Here is a 20,640-nt window from a genome sequence, read left to right as displayed (position 1 = left end):
GATTGAAAATGAAAGAATATTTTATTTATATGCATTCAGTTATTATGGACAGGTTTAGATTTTTATTACACCGCAGGGGAACACTCCTACTCTTTATATCTCTTGTTACCATCACGGGATCGTGTAGAAAATACCTCGATATTGTTCCTGACGGAATAGCCACCATCGATAATGCCTTTACGACAAGGATTTCCGCAGAGAAATATCTGTTCACTTGCTATTCTTATATGCCACAACAGGGGAGCGCTTCCTCTAATCCGTCCTTTTCGGCGGGAGAAGAGTTCTTCACGGCGACCAGCGAAATTAGTACCGACGGCGCATTGGGCGGAGTAGGAGCCAATATCCAATATGGCAACCAGAATGCCAATTCACCCTATGCCGATGCTTGGATCGGGTATACTAATTTAAACGCACCGGGACGGTCTCTCTACCAAGGTATTAGTGATTGCAATATTTTTTTGGAAAACATAGACCGTGTGCCCGATATGATGGAGGACGAAAAGGAAAAATGGAAGGGCGAAGTGACCTTTCTGAAAGCGTACTACCACTTTTGGTTAGTCCGGAATTACGGACCCATTTATATCATGGATCAAAACCTTCCGGTCGGTGCGAGCATTGCGGAAACTAAAGTGTATCGGAATACATTGGATGAGTGTTTTGAATATATCGAAAGTTTATTCGATGAAGCTTTGGCGAATGAATACCTGCCGGAGTATACGATGAATGAAGCAGAAGAGTTGGGACGTATTAACAAGGGAATTGTACTGGCCTTCAAAGCATATGTGCAGGTAACCGCAGCTAGTCCTTTATTTAATGGTAATACAGACTATGCAAGCATTGTCGATAACCGTGGCATCGCCATATTCAGCCCAAATAAAACAGATGAAGAGAAAAGAGCACGTTGGGTAAAAGCGGCGGCAACGAGTAAGGAAGCTATCGATATGTTGGAAATACAAGGACGGTCCTTATATACCTTTGAAGGTGGATTGACTTTACCCATATCGGATATCACGAAGACTAAACTGAGTATCAGTGGTGCGGTAAACGAAAATTGGAACCGCGAAGTGATATGGCCCAATACAAATTGCTGGGTAGGGGGCACGTCATCTTCTAATGGACAGTCGGCTATCGCCGGACATAACTGGCCGAGAGGGTTAGTGTCTACTTCAACCAATACCAATTTCACGGCGCGCCTGAATGTCCCTTTGAAGTTTGTCCAGAAGTTCTACACCAAAAATGGTGTGCCGATTGAAGAAGATATTACCTACAATCGGAATGGCATGTACGACTTGCGGACCGCAGCGGCAGACCATCGATTGAATATCCGGGAAGGATATACTACGGCTGGATTGAATTTTGATCGTGAGCCAAGATTTTATGCAGATTTAGTTTTTGATGGAGGGATATGGTTTGGTTCCGGGTTTTTGGACGAAAGTAATCCTCTTGTAGCCGAGATGCGCTATACGGGCAGTGCCGGTAGTTTCCGCGCCAACAGCCACAATCTTACCGGATACTCCGGAAAAAAGCTAAATAATTACCAGACGACGGTATCGACGGGGTCCAGTGCAACAGCTGTTTATTACGCTTGGCCGGTCATGCGGCTGGCAGACCTCTATTTACTTTATGCAGAGGCATTAAATGAGGCGGGAGGGAGTAAAGAAGAGGTATTGGAATATGTGGATCTCGTACGAGAAAGAGCGGGGCTCGAAGAAATAGAGAGGTCATGGAGCTTGTATTCCAGTCGGCCGGATAAACCTAATACCTTGGAAGGAAGAAGGGAAATCATACAACGGGAGCGTACCATCGAACTGGCATTTGAAGGAAAAGGCTATTGGGATCTGCGTCGTTGGAAGATGGCTTATGAAGAACTCAATAAGCCGATTACCGGATGGTACGTATACGGCTCCACAGAAGAAGAGTATTATGTTCCGGTAAACCTATACCAACCATTGTTTACGATGAAAGATTATTTTTGGCCAATCGCGGTTAACGAGTTACAGAAAAATGAAAATCTCGTTCAGAATTTCGGGTATTGATTATAGAATCTAAGATATATGTATATAAAAACTTATCATAAAATCAAAAGTGAGCATAAAAAAGCATATGCTTTTTTGATGCAACATATCATACTTTTGCTGTCGGTTGCAATGTTGTTTTCATGCGGTGATGCTGATATGAACAGCCCCATTGGAAAAGGAGATGGTATTCCGCAACCTGTAACGGTCTCGGGTGTTGTAAATGTTAGTGGTGGTGCTATTGTTAAATACGCCTTGCCCAATGATGACAATGTCAATTATATAGAAGCCGTATACGAGATAAAAGGCAAAAAAACCACCAAAAAGGGGTCGTTCTACACGAATGAGCTGGAGCTTGACGGGTTTCCGGAAGAGGGAGAATATAAAGTTTCGCTTTATTCAGTGAGTTTTTCGGAAGTGCGGTCCGAACCGGTAGAAGTTATGGTTTATCCTACCACACCTCCTTTTCTAATAGTAGCGGAAACATTAGATGTAGAACCAGTTTTCGGTGGCGTGAAATCGATATATAAAAATCCGACGGGAGCTAACTTACAGCTTATTTTTTATAAACTAAACGATGGCGGTATATGGCAAGAATTAGAAACTTTATACACTAGTTTAAAAGAGGGCGTGTTTTATGTCAGAGGGTTGGAAAGTGTAGAAACAACCTTTGGCGTAGTCTGTAGGGACCGCTGGCAAAATGTATCGGATACGTTGGCGATTCAAGCGACACCTATTTATGAAGAAATGGCAGACAGAACACTGTTTGCAAATTTTCCATTACCGGGGGATATTACACATGATCTTCCGAATAGAACACCACCGGTACAACCGTATCATACGGGCGCAGGTTCTGGCGTAGGAAATATTCATGCGCTTTGGAGTGGAAATACAACGCAGCCATTCTCTGGTACTAACCCATACTTCTTCTTTTCCAATACCACTACGGTACTGCCGACCAGTATAACCATTGATTTGGGGAGGGAATATGTGATGAGCAGGTTTGTCTATTTCCCTCGGCAGGTACGTAATAGCAGTAATCCTCCTGCCCACACGTTCGCCGCTACGCATGTGAAACGGTTTGAATTATGGGGAAGCAATGACCCTAACCCCGATGGCTCCTGGGCGTCCTGGACGTTGATCGGTTCCTTCGAATCTGTAAGGCCTTCAGGGAGCCCGATACCCGGCGATGAAAATAGTACAGCGGAGGATCGGCTCGTCACGACAAACGGCGAGAATTTTGATATGCCGGAGGGTATTGAACCTTATAGATATGTTCGTTATCGTGTATTTTCCACGTGGGGAAATATACCTTATTGGGCTTCCCTACAATTTCAATTTTTTGGGAATCCCGTCGAGTAATGCATATTTGTTAATAAACTTTAATGTTATGAAAAGATATTTTGCTGTTATAATAATCTTATTGGCGTTGATCGAATCAAGCTGTAACCAGATGGACAGCACCTACAGAGATTTCCTAAAAGACGGACCGATTACCTATACAGAAAGCGTAGATTCGGCCAGAGCATATGCCGGACGGGAAAGGATGCTGTTAACTTGGAAGCCGATTAAGGATCCGCGGGTAACCAAGGTGGTGATTTCCTGGTCATCGGGAAGCGGAAGTATTGAGGTTCCGATTACGTCTGAAAAGGATACGCTCACGTTGATAGAAGGACTGGAAGAAGGTAACTACGTATTTAATCTTCACACTTATGATGCCGCTGACAATCGCTCGGTGAAGACCGAAGTTGTTGGGCAGGCTTATGGGAATGTTTATGAAAGAGGTTTGATTCTACGAAGTGTCAGCCAGATGGCCGTAGCAGGGAATACACTGCGGATTCGATTCCGGCCGATGGAGGGGATGAGAGGGTATGACAGTGAGGAAGTTACCTACATATCGTCTGCGGACGGTCAGGAAAAGACAATCCTACTGAAGGCAGGTATTGATTCGGAACTGATTATCGCAGATTTTTCGGGCGAAGAATTTACCCATAGGAGTATTTACAAACCCCAGGTGCTTTCTCCTGATTTGTTTTATTCGATTAGTGCATCCGTTAATATATTTGCTAATCCGGCTGAACTGGAGTATACGAACCCGGTCTTTACCCCGATCTTGGCAGATCCTTCCGTGATCAGGGATCCATTGACGGGATACTTCTATGCTTACGGTACGGAAGATCGCTGGCCTAGTGGCACGAACCAAATTGTCCCGATTGTGCGTTCACAGGATCTGGTAAACTGGTCATATGTCGGGAATGCGTTTTCCAACAAACCTGCATGGAAACCTTCTGGTGGGGTCTGGGCACCGGATATTGCCTATGTTAACGGTAAGTATCACCTATATTATTCGATGTCGATATGGGATGACCCGGATCCGGGTATTGGATTGGCAATCGCGGATTATCCCGCAGGTCCATTCTCAGATTACGGCAAATTATTTCTTTCGTCAGAAATCGGTGTGCCAAACTCCATTGATCCGTTCTATTATGAAGACGATGGCAAGAAATATCTGTTTTGGGGAAGCTTTGACAACACTTCCGAACAGGGAACCCATGCTGTCGAGCTAACGGAAAACGGAAGAAGCGTTCGAGATATGTCTCAGAAATTCAAAATTGCCGCGGGAGACTGGGAAGCAGTCAACATTTTCAAGAAAAACGGATATTATTACTTTTTCGGATCGAAAGGAGGCTGTTGTGACGGGGCAAACAGTACGTACCGTGTCTTGGTAGCGCGTTCTACTAACTTACTTGGGCCATACCTCGATAGAAATGGGAATGATATCGCTGACAGAGGTAATGGTACATTAGTATTGCAGCGGAATGCACAATACGCAGGACCGGGGCATAACGCACCGATAATGACGGATAATAATGGTGATGATTGGATATTATATCATGCTATTGACGTTAACAATCCGATGGTTAACGGTGTCAATCAACGGGTGCTCATGTTGGATAAAATACACTGGGATACCCAAGGTTGGCCGTTGGTCAATAATGGATATCCTTCTTTCGAGAGTATGTTGAAACCGGTGTTTTAATTTACATTATATTAATAATGTGTTGTTCAATTTAAATTTATTGTGAAGAAAAAGTTATGACAAAGAGAATCTTAACCCTATTGATGCTGGTCGTCGTTACCGGAATGACGTTTGCTCAACGTACAGACAAAAAAGTATTCAGTAAAAAATATATTAAAAATATAATGCTGAAGGCTACCGACTGGCAGCTTAAACATCCTAAACATGATCCGAAGGATTGGACCAATGGTGCATTATACGCTGGTGTGGTGGCGACATGGCAAACCACCGGATCGAAAAAGGTCTATAATGCGATGCGGGATATCGCTAGCACGCAGGATTGGATGCCGTTCAAGCGGTGGTACCATGCAGATGATATTGTCGTGAACCAAACGTATCTGGATTTATATCAAGAGGAACGAAAACCTGAAATGATCCAGCCCACTATTGAAGTAGTAGATAAGCTATTAGCAAACCCTTACCCCACAAAGGGAGAGGTCGACGTGATTAAATGGTGGTGGTGCGATGCGTTGTTCATGGGACCGCCTACATTGGTGAAGTTAGCAATGATCACGGGAGAAAAAAAGTACCTGGATGCAAGTGATGAATATTTCGAAGAATCGTACGACTTATTATACAATAAGGAAGAACGACTATTTGCCCGTGACCTTAATTATGTTATCAAACCAGATGGTTCGGGACGTAAGGAAGCTAACGGCAAGAAAATATTCTGGTCGCGCGGCAATGGTTGGGTAATGGGGGGATTGGTTCGTATTTTAAAAGAGCTGCCTCAAGATTATCCGAAGCGTGCCTTCTACGAAGGTCTATTCATGGAAATGGCAAGCCGTATAAGGGAATTACAGCAAGCTGATGGTTTATGGCGGGCCAGTCTTTTAGATCCGGCATCTTATCCGGGAGGAGAAGTGAGCGGCTCGGGTTTTTTCTGCTATGCTTTAGCGTGGGGTATTAATAATAATTTATTGGATAAAAAGGAATTTTTGCCGATCGTCGAAAAAGCTTGGGTAGCACTTACAACATGTGTGAATGAAGAAGGACGCGTGGGATGGGTGCAGCCTATCGGAGCAACACCGCAGAAAAATTTCAGTGAAAACAGCTGGGAAGTGTACGGGACAGGGGCATTCTTATTGGCCGGCAGCGAAGTAATTAAATTGAAGAGATAAAGAATTTGATATAAATAACATGAAAAGTAAATATCATATCTACATCGGATTGGCGCTAGTCCTTTGCCTTTTTTCAATAAAAGGCAGTGCACAAAACGATGCTAAAAAAGATAAAATCTACGGTGATGCCAAACTATTAAATAAACCTGCAAATGGTTTTAATGGCATCTGGTACATGATTGCTGGAGCAGGTTCTGCGGGAAAGATAGCAAACGAATACAAATACAAGTACAGTGGTGGAATGGCGACCTACTGCGCCAATCATTATCCTTTTTCTGTTTATACGCCGGAAGTAGACAAAACATTCTTCTGCTATGGCGGGACCGACGAGACCGGTAAAACGCTGATTCATACTGTATCCTATTTCGATCACAAAACAGGTGAAGTGGCGCGACCTGTTATGGTCGTGAACAAGGCAACGGACGACGCGCATGATAATCCGGTTATACAGGTAGACAAAGATGGACATATCTGGATTTTCTCTACATCGCATGGTACAGGTAGGCCTTCTTTTATCCATAAGAGCATAAAACCTTACGATATCAGTACGTTTGAGCGGGTAGAAGCCACGCGATTAGAGAACGGAAAAAAAGTTCCCCTGAACAATTTTTCTTATTTACAGATGTACTACACGAAAGAGAATGGCTTTTTGGGCTTGTTCACACGCTACGAAAAAGATAGTGGACGGGTAATCAAATATATGAGCAGCTCAAATGGAGTAGAATGGTCTGAATGGAATGATTTATCGAGGCTTGGTGTAGGCCAATATCAAACCAGTGGGCATCGGGAGAATCTGGTCGGAACTGCGTTTAACTATCACCCAAAACGCCCAGTACGCGGGGGGTTGGATTTCCGCACCAACTTGTATTATCTACAAACAAAAGATTTTGGTAAAACATGGCAAACGATCGACGGCAACGCTGTTACCTTGCCGCTTATGGATATTGATAACGCGGCGCTGGTGCAAGAATATGACAGCAAGGAAAGAAATGTATATATCTCCGATGTCAATTTTGATGAAAAAGGCAATCCAGTTATTCTGTATTTGACGAGTAAAGGGCCGCTTCCAGGTCCGGAACATGGTCCACGAGAATGGCATACCGCTCGCTGGAATGGAAAATCATGGGAAATAAGGCCTTTCACGACTTCAGGCAATAATTATGACCTTGGTTCGCTTTACATTGATAAGCGGAAATGGGTAGTCATCGCTCCAACCAGCATGGGACCTCAAGAATACAATACAGGTGGAGAAATGGTGCGTTGGGAATCAAAAAATGAAGGCAAAACTTGGAAAAAGAGCAAAGAGCTTACAAAAAACAGCGTACATAATCACAGTTTTGCGCGACGCCCCGTGAATGTCCATCCTGATTTTGTTGCGCTGTGGAGTGACGGTAATGGTCGAGAACCCTCTAATTCTAGACTTTATTTTACGGACGAAAAAGGAAATGTTTATCGGCTACCAGAAAATGTGGATAGCCCATTTGTAAAACCGGAAAGAATATATAACACGAATGGAAAGTAATAGAACATCGGATTTGTTGCCTGATAGTATGGACGTCAACATCCCTAATGTCGCACAAAGTAAAGGAAAAACAAACGTTCAACATCTGTTATCTATCCCGGTTATTGTGGCGGCATTGGGATATTTTGTAGATATCTATGATTTACTCCTGTTTGGTATCGTGCGAATTCCAAGTCTCTTGTCATTGGGATATACGGATGCGCAGGTTTCTATCATTGGTGCGAGTATTATCAACTGGCAAATGACAGGACTAATATTGGGCGGTATATTATGGGGTGTGCTGGGAGATAAAAAAGGTCGCCTATCGGTATTGTTCGGTTCCATATTGACGTATTCTCTTGCTAACATAGCTTGTGGTTTTGTGCAAGATGCCGATACGTATAAAATTTTACGTTTTGTAGCTGGGATAGGACTAGCGGGAGAACTGGGCGCCGGTATTACCTTGGTTTCTGAAATACTGCCGAAAAGATTACGGGCAATAGGGACATCTTTGGTCGCTTGTATCGGTTTACTTGGAGCCGTATTCGCTTATTTCACGGTAGAACTGTTTGATTGGAGGACGGCCTATTTCATTGGCGGAGGGATGGGTATGTTGTTGCTTGCGTTGCGTGTAGGTGTATTCGAATCGGGTGTATTTAGCCATATTAAAAATAAGAAACACGTAAAAAAAGGAAATTTTCTGATGCTTTTTACCAACAAAGATCGCCTATTTCGCTATCTGCGTTGTATAGGCATAGGCGTCGTTACGTGGTTTGTCATCGGCATACTTGCTACGTTCAGTAACGAGCTGGGTGTAGCCCTCGGGATAAAAGAACCTGTCCAACCGGGTTTAGCTATTATGTGGTGTTATATTGGATTGTCTTTGGGCGATCTTTCAAGCGGACTGATTAGCCACTACCTCAAATCACGAAAGAAAGCGGTGTTGTATATGATATTGTTTACCCTTGTATTTACCATAATACTTTTGTATGCCCCTATCAATACGAGTTTTATCTTTTATACACTGATTGCATTGCTGGGATTTGGAGTGGGCTATTGGGCCATGTTTGTTACTATTGGTGCAGAGCAGTTTGGTACGAATATGCGTGCTACGGCTGCAACCACTATTCCTAATATGGTTCGCGGTACGGTCATCTTAATGACAAGTCTTTTTGTGGGTCTAAAAGAATATATTGGCGTAATAGAGTCTGTAACCATTATAGCAGTCATCTGTTTTATCGTGAGTATATACTCCATCTCCAGTATTTCAGAGACACATGGACGAGATTTGGATTTTTTGGAAGATGATTAGCATTATTCTGAGGTAGCTGGCGGACAAAAGGATCAGGAAGGGCTATTGCCGAGCGTTTAAAAAATGTAGATGCAAAAGTGATCATTCCGTCCAAAAATCCGCCAGCGTCTCCCGATAACGACCTTCATTTCGTAGCAGTAGACCTGAAGGTACAGATATCCTCTCTGCAGAAGCATGTGGGAAAGCGTCACAAACGGGCGGTTCCAAAGCTATAATATCGAATGCAAACCCCGATCTAAAATTAGATCGGGGTTACGTTTTAAAGCTAATACATCGATATATAATGACAAACTAACAACAGTATAAAATGAAGTCTGATCGTAGGGACTTATTTTGCTAAATTAGACTTTGAGTTCTTCCATCCATCCTGCAGTTCGGGGTCGCGAACAAATTCTTTAAATTTCTGCTCTTTTGCATAGGTGTCTTTCTATACATTATAAAAATACAGAAAAGTCAGTTCTTCAAAACGCATTCGCATAGGTAGCGTAGCGGCATAACGATACTGCTGAAGAATAAAGAGGCCCCAGATTGAATGATTGAAATTAAATAACAACACGCACCTGAAAAAATAAGTTCCTTCGTGTTTACTAGCGTTCTCCTTTTTCTAATAACAGCGTATTGGCAATGTATACGACCAGATAGGGCGATACCTTGTCGCTTTTTTTCATCATGATATAGAATGGCTTGTCAAACCGGAGCATTTTCGGTTTCGGCATATCATCCATGGGCACACCGCCCATACTGACGATAATCTCCGCTCCCGTTTCCATACTTACGCCGTATTTATTCATGACGAAAGCAACACTTTGGCTCACTTCCTCAACAGTATATTCCGCTTGTTGAACACCAAATATTTGCCCCGCAAATTGGGCATAGATAGTGCGTTTATCAAATCCAACCGTTGGGATGAGGAGCTCGTCCACATCCGTAAGCTGATAACGCCACTGTTGTGTGGGATCTATCTGTTCTTTTTCACCCCGTTCGCATTCTTCCAATAGTACCTTATACATTTGTGCGAAATCATCAAAAGAGCGATCGGCTTTAAAAAGCAAAATCTCGTGATCCTGCTCCGCAGGGTTTAAGCGTACCGCAAAATGCTCGTCGCTTCGGTATACCAGTACTTCGACTTGATGTGGATGTATTGCATTTTGTTCCTTTGAGGTTCCAAAAGCCGTTACCGGAACGCTGTCAAACAGCAATTTCCCGGACAAATCATCAAATGATGGTGAAAAAGTAAGATCAATCTTTTGTCGGGTTGCCACGCTGATACCGCTGCCGACACGTTCCACCTTACGTTGGTAGTCTGCATCATCGAGCGCATCGATTCGGGTCGATACACTATCGAGCAGGGCTAAACTGTGCATGTCTGTTTTTATTGCAGCAGATGCATTAATTTCAGTACGCAGCACATTCCATGCTAACGGAAGGCTTGCGGCATACACCGCATTTCGATCTACAGGTACACGGTGCTGCATCGTCGGAATGAAATGCAGGATGCTTGAATCCACAAGGGAACTCGTAGTATTATCTATTTTTTCGTTGGCTTGCGGGGGATGGCACGCTATTGCCATGAGGCCGAGCAAGATGATGTAAACCGGTGGCAGATACGCCTTCTTGTGTAATGAATAATACATTTTTCAGTTCTTTTTTTGTTTTCTCCCGCCTAACCATTCTTCCTCCAATGTAAAGGCAATTAACCAATCTAGCTGCGCCGGAAAAATGACCACCTCACCGATCCAGGTACTGAAAATATCCTCGTGATCGTGTGCGCCCAGTTCTTGAAGCGATGCGATCAAGACGAGCCCATAGTGCAGAAAATGCATGTATACAAGCTGTTCTTCCAAACCTAGTGCTTGAACCACCTTTTCTAGTCCGTCTCGGTAACCATTTTGAAGTGATGCGGCGTGGCAGTCTGCATATTGCGGCAGATCAGGTACGTAACGCAGTGGATTAACGGACGGAAACCGCTCGAATATTCCGTCCAATAGTGCCTCCAACGCCGCGCATTGCAGGTGAGCTGGCCGAAAGCCGGAGTCGTTATACAATGGCTGTGTGATTACTTCCATGATATATGGTTGATACTCGACAGGTACAAAGGGAAGACCGGCAATTTGGTACACAACCCCCTCCCGCCGTAAGTAATCTAATATTTCCTGTGTGGGCGCTATATGTTTATCAATATAGGTCTTCGCAAGCAACTTTACCTGTAGCGCTACGCGTCGCTTCTCCAGTATTTCACGTTTGTTATCATCCATATCGTTCTCTTCCATAAAATTTTACGTATCATATATCTGCTCCTTGCGCAATCACTTTTACACTGTCCTTTTTGAGAATAGGGTTCGCTTCTCCGAGATCCTGTGCAAGAGCTGATGACGCTTTAGCTGGCAACGGAGCCAGTCTACGTATTGCATCTATCAAACGGCTTTTATCGGCCGAGGGGATATTCGACAGCACCACACCATCGGCTGTTTTCGTTGGTTTGCCATCTACATACAGCGAGCGACCGGACAAGCTGACAAATTGATTTTTCTCATTAATAGTATCGATATTTTTCAGCGGAAGCAGGTATTGTCGAAGGCCGGTCAGCTGGATATTGCCTTTCGTTACTGTTATTTCATAACCGGATGTATACTTTTTCAGTATGCTTTTAACGATGGTCAAAGGTGGTTCTATGGGTGGAGCGGCTAAAGTGTGTGGCACATTCTTTTTTTCAGTAATGTCAGGAGGCTGATTTGCCCCCTCCGGCTCAATGTTTAACGATGCTATAGGCTCAAGTTTACCGTTTGGTTCGTCTACCCTTTCTTTATCATCATTTATCCAGTAATCTTTGGCAAACCAGGCGCCAATAAGCGATAAACAGAGGATTACCGTAAAAATACCGATAAGCTTGCTCTTGCTTGGTTCCTCTTTGCGGTGAGCCGTGTGCGCATTGAGTCTTTTGTCATACAAATCAGATGTAGGAAGCCCCATCTCTTCTTCTGGTTCTTGTTCTGTAGCAGCGACCAGCTGATTTGTTAAGCGGTAATTGATTGCAACGTCTAAACAGACTTTTGCCCGTCGTATTTCCTGTCGGAAAGGTTCCTTCGACGCTTCCAACCCGACCTGTTGCATGGCATATTCCAGCCCCTCGACATACTGCGCATACCGCTGTTCCAAAAGTTCGGAGACCTCATGTGGATATAGCGCAAAAAATGCCAGTGCTTCTTCAGCAACAACAGATTCGTCTTCACCGAGCATGTACTCGCCTTCTTCGACATACCCTTTACCTAAGGAAAGCAAAGCCCCCATGTCCGAAATAATCGGATTGTCGGTGAGCACTTTGTACGCTTGCTCCAGTTCGCGGATATGTTGTTCGTGCAGCTCCTTCATCCTATCGGTTAGGGCGCGGTCGTACTGTGTATCGCTTAATGTATATCGTGCCGCAAAACGCATGCGGATCATCTCGATGTCGGCATCCACCGGCAAAGAAAGGTTTTTTAGGGCTTGTTCTCTATTCATCGTATTGAAATGGGTATTGAGATTTAATCCGGACAATTCTTTACACATTCACCTTGTTTGTCGATATAAAACCACTGCTTACCGTCGTATACCGCTGCGATTCCATTTTTAAAATCACGCGCTGCGTGATATTTTAAAGGGATAACTTCGTTACCCGACCTATCCACAAACCCCCATCTATTATCTAGGCTCACCATTGATAGACCTTCCGAAAACCGATCCAATGTAGCATATTTGACGGGGACAACTATCTTCCCCTGTTTATTGATATAGCCCTGCTTGTAGACTCCACTTTTATCTTTTAGGGAGACTTCCGCGATATCCCCAAAAAAATCATAGGCGTCATCATATCCCGCTGCGATCACTATTTTACCTTCTTTATTGATATATCCCCATTTTCCTTGAATCTCTACGCCAGCCAGTCCTTCCGAAAAACCCAAGCCATTATCATATTTCAGCGGGATAACCACATCGCCCTCACGGTTTATATAGCCATATTTACCGTCGGCATCAACCCTAGCCAACCCCTCGGAAAAAACTATGCCCGCCCATTGTGATTTTTCTTCCCATTTTTTTATTTTTCCTTTCGCGCTTGCTGCACTGTTTTCTACTTTATTCTCCTCGCTGATTGTGTTGGATAGTTGTATGTCCGTTTTTTCGAGCACAGGTTGCTGTAGTATTGAGTTTTTTTCGGCCACTTCTATGTTAAGCTCCTCGCTGCTTATTCCGAGAGAATCTCGAGCCACCTGAGCAAATATACCGGTAGGGTACTGTTTGAGGTAATGCTCGTACGACGCTACATTACGACCTGCTAATGCAGCTTCCCATGCCGTCGAGTCCTGAGCTGGGCTCGTGGTTGAGATGGGCAGTTGATCGCTACTGTTACGAACAGTCAAGAGATAGCCACCTGTCGCAAGAGCTATTACCACCGCAGCTATTCCGATATAAGTTCCGGACTTTCCCCGAATTGCAGCTTTTTCCGGATTTCGTGGTTCGTCGGTCGACTGTGGCTGTTCAGATGATAACAGTGGCGCTACCGGCGGCTGCCTTGCCACAGTATCTTCGGCCTTCACAAATATTTCCCCTGTTCGGGGCAATGCTGCCGTATCATCCATCCCATTACTCCCGTTGAGCAGGGCGTAGGCTTCTTTCAGTTCTTCCAAACCGCGTTCGAACGTCTGTTTTAATCTCGGGGTCGGTGCATTTTCGATCCGCATGCGGTAATCGTTGTGCATCTCTGCAAATTTCTTGCGTACCGTTTGCAGGTCGGTGCCTACCGGTAATTCGAGCCGTTCGTATGCTTGTTCATTTGTCGTCATATCTTGGGGGTAACAATTAGTACTTAGTGGTGTGGAAATCTAGATTAAATAGTTAGGCACCTCTATATGTTGTTTTATTATCGCGCTGCACTCGGTAGGTGATCCATTAATATGCTTCTGGCGGTTCGTTACATGTTTGTTGATATTGATACCAGATTCTTTCCAATTCATTCCGGAAAGTCATCGCATCGTCCGGTATACCCTTCAAATTTATCTCATACAATTTTCTATTTGCTTTAATTCGACTGTCGTACATCGTGTTGCCATTATCGCCCAGGTTAATTCGCAGCTTGTCTCCAAATGCACGGTCTATAGTTACCAATTTTGTGTTAAATGTCCAAAGACGGATATGCGGATTTCCATAATAACTGTAAGTTTCGATAACAGTAATCTGACAAGGATTCAAATTAACCTGCTTTCGGATGGTGTTTTCACCAGCGGCAAAATATTTTTCAAACGCTTCGACGAGCAGCTGTTTATCTTCTAAACGAATAGTGTCCAATGCAGACTTCTCTACAACAATTGGCGTTCTAATCTCATTTCGATTGCATTCCCTCGTGACATAAAATGCCGGAAAATGCTTTTTGATACCTGCGGCTTGGGCGGCAAAAAAGATGAGCCATATACCTTGAAAAAGAATTAATAGTATTTTCATGATCATATTTTTGCATTTGTCTTGTTTTCAGTACAACATCTATTTTACTTTGATCTCCAACAGAAACCGGTGCATGTCGCCTTTCCATTTATATTGACTGTTTCCGTAGGCGATAAGGTTCAATCGGTTAGCCGCTATTCCACTATTAATTAGGTACCGCTTTAGCGCATCTCCTTTGTCTTTTGCCAACTTCATGGTGTATGCTTCCGACGCACCTTCATATAAATGTACAATCATATCGTATGATTGCTGCTGCTCGCGCATATAGCTTGCGATCTTGTCTAATACAGCATGACTGCCAGTGGTCAGTACGCTGCTGTCGTACTGAAAAGATATTTCAGATGCAAGCTTATTGATTTCTCTGGCAGGATCGTCTATTAGACTTACCGGTTGGACTTCAGTGTTATTCTTCTTGGTGTTTTCTTGGTTCGTCAATTTCGCTGCTGCTTCCTGTTTCCTGCGGACTTCCTCGGCTGTTTTTTCGTCGTGTTCTTTTTGCAGGGCTGTAATCGCTTGTTGTGCTTGGTCTCGAAAGCCCCCCTCGCTGTGTGTATTGATGTAGTGCTCATATGCAGCGATATGGTTTGCTGCGGTTGCGGTCTGCCAGGCAGTGGAGTCGCGGATCGCTTCAATGCTGATGGAATCCGGAGCCACAATGGACCGTTGCGCAGTAACATCGCCGTTTGTCTTTTGCAGTAAATAGTAGATTCCGCCAATAACCACGAGTAGAATGACGACGAGCCCCCAGCGCATGCCGTTACCTTTCTTCTGTGGATACGGAACGGACGGTTGTTCCGGATCTGCTACAGATTCGTACTGATGAGCTGTGATGAGCGATTCGGTCGCGCGCTCGCCTACCTCCTGCGTTTGTTGTTCGAGCTTTCCCGTAAGCCAGGTATTGATATCCTGTTTAGCGGTTTCCGCCTTTTGGATCTCTTCTTGGTAAAGTTGTTTTGCTGCTGGGATACGGATGGTCTGATATTGCGTATACAGCTCTTCCAGGTGAGACTGTATCGTATCGTGAATTACTTTCGGATTGTGCTCAACCGTCAGACCGAAAATAGTAAGGAGCTGTTCTATATTATTAGGGCTGTTACCCTCCAACTTCGTAAAGATTTCCCCTGTTCGGGGCAACGTTGCCGTATCATCCATCCCATTACTCTCGTTGAGCAGGGCGTAAGCTTCTTTGAGTTCTTCCAAACCGCGTTCGAACGTCTGTTTCAATCGCGGGGTGGGCGCATTTTCGATCCGCATGCGGTAATCGTTGTGCATCTCCGCAAATCTTCTACGTACCGTTTGCAGGTCGGTGCCTACCGGTAGTTCGAGCCGTTCGTATGCTTGTTCTTTTGTCATCCTATTTTAGTATGGTAGTGAGTAATGGGATTTAATCCGGACAGTCCGCAACGCATTCGTCTTGTCTGTTGATAAAAAACTCTTTGCCGTCTAATTCTACCTTTCCTCGCCCTTTGTAGAACGGAAGTGCGCTACGATATTTTAATGGGATGACTACTCGGCCTGTTTTATCAATAAAACCCCATTTGCCATTTAGTTTTACAGCCGCGAGACCTTCGGAGAAACTTCTTGCGAAGTCATATTTTAGAGGTATGACTTCGCGGTCGGCATTGTCTATAAAGCCCCATTGTGCTTTTTGATTTGGGGAGACGGCAGCAAGCCCCTCGGAGAAGTTTTCTGCAAATTCATACTTTGGATAGATAATCTCCCGACCCGTTTTATCAATATAGCCCCATACTTTGTTTAATTGGACTCTTGCGAATCCTTCCCTGAACCCATCCGCAAACTCATATTTCGGCGAAACAACGTTTCCACCTATTTTGTCTATGAATCCCCACTTTTCGTTTAGTTTTACTCTCGCGAGTCCGCTTCTGAAATCTCCCACAGACTGAAACTTTATCGGGGTAATCTCACGACCATTTTTGTCTACAAAACCCCATTTATCGTTTAACCCTGCACGCGCAAGACCGTCATAGAATTCATAGATCTTATCATACTTACTTCTCCAGTTTGTATTAGCGCCCGCAGGAAGGTCAACATCGGCATCTTGTGCTACTGTTTGTTCCCGGTTTTGTTGCTCCAGTTCTGCGATACGTTTCTTCTGCTGCTCAGCAAGGCGGCGTGTGGCTTCGGTATCGACCTGATCAGTTTGCTGTACCGTTGTGATGGCTAGCTCTACCGCGGTGTTCTCGGAAGAGGGGGCATCATTGCGCTTCGCCAGCGAGTCCTTGGCTACTGCGGCGAATATTCCGTCTGGATAGCTACTTAAGTAATGCTGGTAGGTAGCGGTGCTGTGGCCTGCTAATGCAGCTTCCCATGCCGTGGAATCTTTCGCGGCAGTGAAGGAATCGGTCGAAGACACGTTTTGTGCAGCATCGGGTCGGAGCAGGAAATAGCCCATAGCGGCCACTAGCAATGCACCGATAAGGACATACGCCCAGATCGGCTGCTTTGGCTTATCGGTGGCAGCAGGTGCCTGCGGCAAGTCCATTTTTAAACTTGCAGTAGCAGCTTTCTTTTCGACCGCTTCCTCTTGCTCAAAACTTCTTTCCGTCCGCGGGAGTTCAGCAACATCATCCATGCGCTCACTTTCATTTAACAGGGCGTAAGCTTCTTTAAGTTCTTCCAAACCGCGTTCGAAGGTCTGTTTTAATCGCGGGGTGGGCGCATTTTCGATCCGCATGCGGTAATCGTTGTGCATCTCTGCAAATTTCTTACGTACCGTTTGCAGGTCGGTACCCACCGGCAGTTCTAATCGTTCGTATGCTTGTTCTTTATTCATCTTACTAGTACTTAGTATTTAGATATTAGTATTTAGACTTCTGCATAGTTTGTTACCATTAACCACTAACCATTAAATCACATTATTGATAAATGCCTTTTGTACTAATTTTTTCTGTGCGGCAAGGTAAGTAGCACCCATACCTTCTTTTCCAAATGTCTTTTCCAGTTCGCGCCCGCTGCGGGGATCATAGGCTTGTAGCACTACAACATTGTCTTCGGTATATTCGAGCGTGATTTCGATTGGGTAATTGGCCTCATTACTGGGCAACGGTCCGACATTGAGTACACCCATAGTTTTGATATCATCCTCTTCGATGAATTGCGCCAGCTCAATTCGCATTTTGCCACCATTGTTTGGGGCGGTATAATACGTCTTTTTTACTTTGAGCGGAACAGGTCTGTTTTTCGGAATGATAATATCCAAAATGGTGCGTCCACTTTCGGTATCCACGGCACGTACCGCCAAGTTGTACCCCGTTACACCTTTGAGTTCAGAGGGCATCTCTATACTGCCGGGCTGGTCTTTGCCAGAAAGCATCCGTGCGTAGATCGCAGCGCCATACACCACCGCTTTCATTGGATCCTGAAAACGGATTTTGTCTGCTAGTTTGGGTATGGTGGCTTTGATATGTTGCTGTACAAAAGGCACCATTGACGAGCCCCCCACCAACAATAGGACATCAATATCTTCCTCTCTCAGGTTGGCAGACGAAATACAGCGTTTAAGGATTTTGAGGGTGCGATCAATGTAGGGTGTGATGGCACGTTCGAACTCTTTACGTGAGATGAAAACCTCGATATTATCATCGCCTAATAAGCACATCCGGTTGACATATTGCACACCCGGACAGGATAATTCTATCTTTACCTCTTCGGAGAATACGCGAAGCTGCTGCAGCTTACGTCCGGTGAAGACTAAGGCTTTTCCCGAAGATCTTTCAAACTGTTCGTGGATAATCCCAGCGATGGCCTCATCAAATTCCTTTCCCCCGAGGTCTGTCAGTCCGTCCTTGCTAAGCACATAAAAACTACGGTCGCTCATACTGAGGACGGTTGAATCGAAAGTTCCTCCGCCAAGATCATATACAAGTATATTCTGCTCTACGGCTTTGTTGCTGATACCGTAATGCATTGCTGCTGCCACGGGCTCTTCGACCAGTCCCAACACAGGTAGATCTATCATGGCGGCCGCATGCAGAACCGATTTACGTTGCGCATCGCTGAAATGTGCCGGAATAGTAATCACCGCGCCTTCTACGGTATTGGAAGCATAAATCTCGGCATCATACTTTATTTTTTTGAGTACCAGAGCAGCGATACTTTCTGGATACCATACGTCGCCCATACCATCCATATGCAGCTCCTTATTGTCGCCCAGATAACGTTTAAAGAAGCGGACGACACCTAGGTCGGGATTCTGTTCCAACATGTGCATGACCGATTGGCCTACAAATGCGTTATTGCCGTTAATATGCAAAATACTAGGCGTGTACAACACATTCTTGTCGGAATTGTCGGGCAGCAATACCGGCTGGTGGTCTAGATTGAGTGTCGCTCCGAGCGAATAGGTAGTACCTAAATCAATTCCGATAATCATAATTGCTGCAGCTGTTGTTGGTATTGGTTTGTCAACTCGCCCTTGAACTGGGCGAGGGAGCGATCGTAAGTTTCTTTATTTTTTAATACCCCCTGATGGCTACGTTCCCGTTGTTCCAGTCCTTGGACACGGCGTTGTACGGAGCGTTGGGCGTGTTGCATCTTGTCCTTGTGCTGTTCGGTTGCCTGGGTAAAGATCTGTTCCAGCGTGTTGACCATCTGGTTCAGTTCCTCACGTAGGGCTCCGATGATTTCCCGTTGCCACTCGTCCGTTACCTTGCGTATCATACCTCTCGACTCGTTAAGCAAATTCTCGCGCATGCGGTTTAGCTCAGTATCGTAGTCATGGGCTTTACGGGCTTTGGTATTTTTTATAAACATATAAAAACTATATATGGCTATGGGGATCAAAATAAGACCGATTAGCCACATGTATTCATTCAGTTTTCGTAAAGGAGGGATAAAACGGGAAATTAAAAAAATAGACATGACCCCCATGAACGGAGCAGTGGCCGCTCGCATATAATCAGAGAATTGCAGTTGTTTCTTCTCGACTTCATACTTCTGTGTAAACTGTACATACTCCGCAATATTGGCTTCCAGTCGGGACGGGTTAATCTTTAAGTGGGGCGTATAAGAAAATGGGATATGATGTTCCTTTAACTTTTCTTTCAGATCGTTACCTTCTTGTTTAACAAACTCTTTGAACGCGAAAACGTCTTGTTCGACCTGTGCGCGCAAGCCCTGAAAGACCGTGTGCGGGAGGATATCCAACGTACCTGTAGGTAGGGTCATGCGGATATTCCCGGCAAAATTTTCTTCCTGAAGATGGTCGATTTGCTGTACTAGCGATTCCACCTGTGCCATCAGCGAATTGGAGACATGACGTTGGCCAAGCCGGACTAACTGATCTTGAATACCCCGCTCACACTCTGAAAAATCACGTTGAAGCCCCCCCTTAAGCTGCTGGAATAGATCCCGAAGATTAAGCTTTTCTTCCTGCTTAACGGTATTAATATCTTGCTGGGCATTAAACTTTTTCGTTTTGATATCCTTTTCCTGTTGCGCAATAAATTGATAGAAAGATTCCGAAACTTTTTCCAGTCCCTGCACAAGCCGCATGGAATGCGCGAGTGGAAGCATAGCTTTGATTCTGTCAGACTCGAGCAGCAGTGATAGCTTGTCCGGAAGTTGGTCAGCACGCAAGGGCAAAACCTTCAGTTTTGGAAATCCCTGCATAAAGTCGGTGTCGGCACTGTTCAAAAAAAACACTACGCCACCTTCAGCATCCAGGCGCAGGAGGATGGGTTCGATCTCCTCTGCTGCGGGTGGCTCCGAAGAAAACCAACAAACGATCTTTAGGCATGGAGCAAGATTAGCGGTACTTCTTATAGGAAGGTGTGCCGAGCTGTATACCGAGATGCGGTAATGCGCCCTTTCGCCATGGAGCTCGTGATGGAACTGAAAACGATGCGTCGAATCGTTCAGCTGCATCGGTAGATTCTTACCATCTTCGGGCGTTATCTCTAAAAAATCCAAAAGCCGATAAAGCTGTTCTTCTTTAGGCATATCAAGTAAAAGGAGCTCAATTGGGTATTCGAAAAGCGGCGACGACTGCTTTTGTAAGAGCTGGAGATGACCACTCAAATGGTGTCCCATCTCCATACCGGGGTAGCTGTCCATCAAGTCCTGCAGTCCCTGTGTTGCTTTGTGGAAGCGATCTGAAAAAATAGTTGATACTGCCAAAA

The 20,640-nt window shown here is 44.7% G+C and carries 15 protein-coding genes; 6 read left to right on the top strand and 9 right to left on the bottom strand.

Annotation, left to right across the window (positions count from 1 at the left end; genetic code table 11):
* The first annotated feature begins 8 nt into the window (after positions 1-8).
* From C4F40_RS13370 to C4F40_RS13345, 6 genes are read left to right on the top strand one after another with little or no spacing between them, the layout of a single operon-like run.
* Positions 9-2,036, top strand: coding sequence for a RagB/SusD family nutrient uptake outer membrane protein (locus tag C4F40_RS13370; protein ID WP_196939881.1), 2,028 nt, complete (start codon positions 9-11; stop codon positions 2,034-2,036).
* Between the two features lie 18 nt (positions 2,037-2,054).
* Positions 2,055-3,377, top strand: a complete 1,323-nt coding sequence (locus C4F40_RS13365; RefSeq protein ID WP_196939880.1) for a DUF5000 domain-containing lipoprotein — start codon at positions 2,055-2,057, stop codon at positions 3,375-3,377.
* Positions 3,378-3,405: 28 nt separating this feature from the next.
* Entirely contained in the window at positions 3,406-5,055 is a 1,650-nt protein-coding gene (locus C4F40_RS13360; protein ID WP_231390063.1) for a family 43 glycosylhydrolase, read from the top strand.
* 56 nt (positions 5,056-5,111) lie between these two features.
* Positions 5,112-6,215 (top strand): glycoside hydrolase family 88/105 protein, encoded by a 1,104-nt coding sequence (locus C4F40_RS13355; protein WP_196939879.1) that lies wholly within the window; start codon positions 5,112-5,114, stop codon positions 6,213-6,215.
* A 19-nt stretch (positions 6,216-6,234) separates the two neighbouring features.
* On the top strand, positions 6,235-7,737 hold the full coding sequence (locus C4F40_RS13350; RefSeq protein ID WP_196939878.1) for a BNR-4 repeat-containing protein: 1,503 nt from the start codon (positions 6,235-6,237) through the stop codon (positions 7,735-7,737).
* Positions 7,727-9,028, top strand: coding sequence for an MFS transporter (locus C4F40_RS13345; RefSeq protein ID WP_231390062.1), 1,302 nt, complete (start codon positions 7,727-7,729; stop codon positions 9,026-9,028). Before C4F40_RS13350 ends, C4F40_RS13345 begins: the two co-directional genes overlap by 11 nt.
* Positions 9,029-9,615: 587 nt before the next feature.
* Here the strand turns inward: C4F40_RS13345 and C4F40_RS13340 are convergent.
* From C4F40_RS13340 to C4F40_RS13300, 9 genes are all read right to left on the bottom strand, one after another.
* Positions 9,616-10,662 carry a hypothetical protein gene (locus C4F40_RS13340; protein WP_196939877.1) on the bottom strand — a complete coding sequence of 349 codons (1,047 nt, stop codon included), beginning with the start codon at positions 10,660-10,662 and terminating at the stop codon, positions 9,616-9,618.
* 3 nt (positions 10,663-10,665) lie between these two features.
* Positions 10,666-11,298: a hypothetical protein gene (locus tag C4F40_RS13335; RefSeq protein WP_196939876.1), complete on the bottom strand. Its 633-nt coding sequence runs from the start codon at positions 11,296-11,298 to the stop codon at positions 10,666-10,668.
* A 13-nt stretch (positions 11,299-11,311) separates the two neighbouring features.
* A complete protein-coding gene (locus C4F40_RS13330) occupies positions 11,312-12,574 on the bottom strand; it encodes a hypothetical protein (protein ID WP_196939875.1) in 1,263 nt (420 codons plus the stop codon).
* Positions 12,550-13,845 carry a WG repeat-containing protein gene (locus C4F40_RS13325; protein WP_196939874.1) on the bottom strand — a complete coding sequence of 432 codons (1,296 nt, stop codon included), beginning with the start codon at positions 13,843-13,845 and terminating at the stop codon, positions 12,550-12,552. Before C4F40_RS13325 ends, C4F40_RS13330 begins: the two co-directional genes overlap by 25 nt.
* A 106-nt stretch (positions 13,846-13,951) precedes the next feature.
* Positions 13,952-14,500 carry a hypothetical protein gene (locus C4F40_RS13320; protein WP_196939873.1) on the bottom strand — a complete coding sequence of 183 codons (549 nt, stop codon included), beginning with the start codon at positions 14,498-14,500 and terminating at the stop codon, positions 13,952-13,954.
* Positions 14,501-14,539: 39 nt separating this feature from the next.
* Positions 14,540-15,853 (bottom strand): OmpA family protein, encoded by a 1,314-nt coding sequence (locus tag C4F40_RS13315; protein WP_196939872.1) that lies wholly within the window; start codon positions 15,851-15,853, stop codon positions 14,540-14,542.
* A gap of 31 nt (positions 15,854-15,884) precedes the next feature.
* Complete coding sequence (locus C4F40_RS13310; RefSeq protein WP_196939871.1) at positions 15,885-17,294, bottom strand: WG repeat-containing protein; 1,410 nt, start codon at positions 17,292-17,294, stop codon at positions 15,885-15,887.
* A 72-nt stretch (positions 17,295-17,366) separates the two neighbouring features.
* Complete coding sequence (locus C4F40_RS13305; RefSeq protein ID WP_196939870.1) at positions 17,367-18,893, bottom strand: Hsp70 family protein; 1,527 nt, start codon at positions 18,891-18,893, stop codon at positions 17,367-17,369.
* Positions 18,890-20,638: a preprotein translocase subunit SecD family protein gene (locus tag C4F40_RS13300; RefSeq protein ID WP_196939869.1), complete on the bottom strand. Its 1,749-nt coding sequence runs from the start codon at positions 20,636-20,638 to the stop codon at positions 18,890-18,892. Before C4F40_RS13300 ends, C4F40_RS13305 begins: the two co-directional genes overlap by 4 nt.
* Between the last annotated feature and the right edge of the window lie 2 nt (positions 20,639-20,640).

The organism is Sphingobacterium pedocola, from assembly GCF_015209965.1.
Lineage (GTDB): Bacteria > Bacteroidota > Bacteroidia > Sphingobacteriales > Sphingobacteriaceae > Sphingobacterium > Sphingobacterium pedocola.
This window is presented reverse-complemented; position numbering and strand designations above follow the sequence as displayed.

Coding starts and splice junctions, on each gene's coding strand:
- C4F40_RS13315 (WP_196939872.1), bottom strand. CDS start 15,853: ATGACAAAAGAACAAGCATACGAACGGCTCGAACTACCGGTAGGCACC.
- C4F40_RS13325 (WP_196939874.1), bottom strand. CDS start 13,845: ATGACGACAAATGAACAAGCATACGAACGGCTCGAATTACCGGTAGGC.
- C4F40_RS13345 (WP_231390062.1), top strand. CDS start 7,727: ATGGAAAGTAATAGAACATCGGATTTGTTGCCTGATAGTATGGACGTC.
- C4F40_RS13320 (WP_196939873.1), bottom strand. CDS start 14,500: ATGAAAATACTATTAATTCTTTTTCAAGGTATATGGCTCATCTTTTTT.
- C4F40_RS13365 (WP_196939880.1), top strand. CDS start 2,055: ATGTATATAAAAACTTATCATAAAATCAAAAGTGAGCATAAAAAAGCA.
- C4F40_RS13355 (WP_196939879.1), top strand. CDS start 5,112: ATGACAAAGAGAATCTTAACCCTATTGATGCTGGTCGTCGTTACCGGA.
- C4F40_RS13310 (WP_196939871.1), bottom strand. CDS start 17,294: ATGAATAAAGAACAAGCATACGAACGATTAGAACTGCCGGTGGGTACC.
- C4F40_RS13330 (WP_196939875.1), bottom strand. CDS start 12,574: ATGTGTAAAGAATTGTCCGGATTAAATCTCAATACCCATTTCAATACG.
- C4F40_RS13340 (WP_196939877.1), bottom strand. CDS start 10,662: ATGTATTATTCATTACACAAGAAGGCGTATCTGCCACCGGTTTACATC.
- C4F40_RS13335 (WP_196939876.1), bottom strand. CDS start 11,298: ATGGAAGAGAACGATATGGATGATAACAAACGTGAAATACTGGAGAAG.
- C4F40_RS13305 (WP_196939870.1), bottom strand. CDS start 18,893: ATGATTATCGGAATTGATTTAGGTACTACCTATTCGCTCGGAGCGACA.
- C4F40_RS13350 (WP_196939878.1), top strand. CDS start 6,235: ATGAAAAGTAAATATCATATCTACATCGGATTGGCGCTAGTCCTTTGC.
- C4F40_RS13360 (WP_231390063.1), top strand. CDS start 3,406: ATGAAAAGATATTTTGCTGTTATAATAATCTTATTGGCGTTGATCGAA.
- C4F40_RS13370 (WP_196939881.1), top strand. CDS start 9: ATGAAAGAATATTTTATTTATATGCATTCAGTTATTATGGACAGGTTT.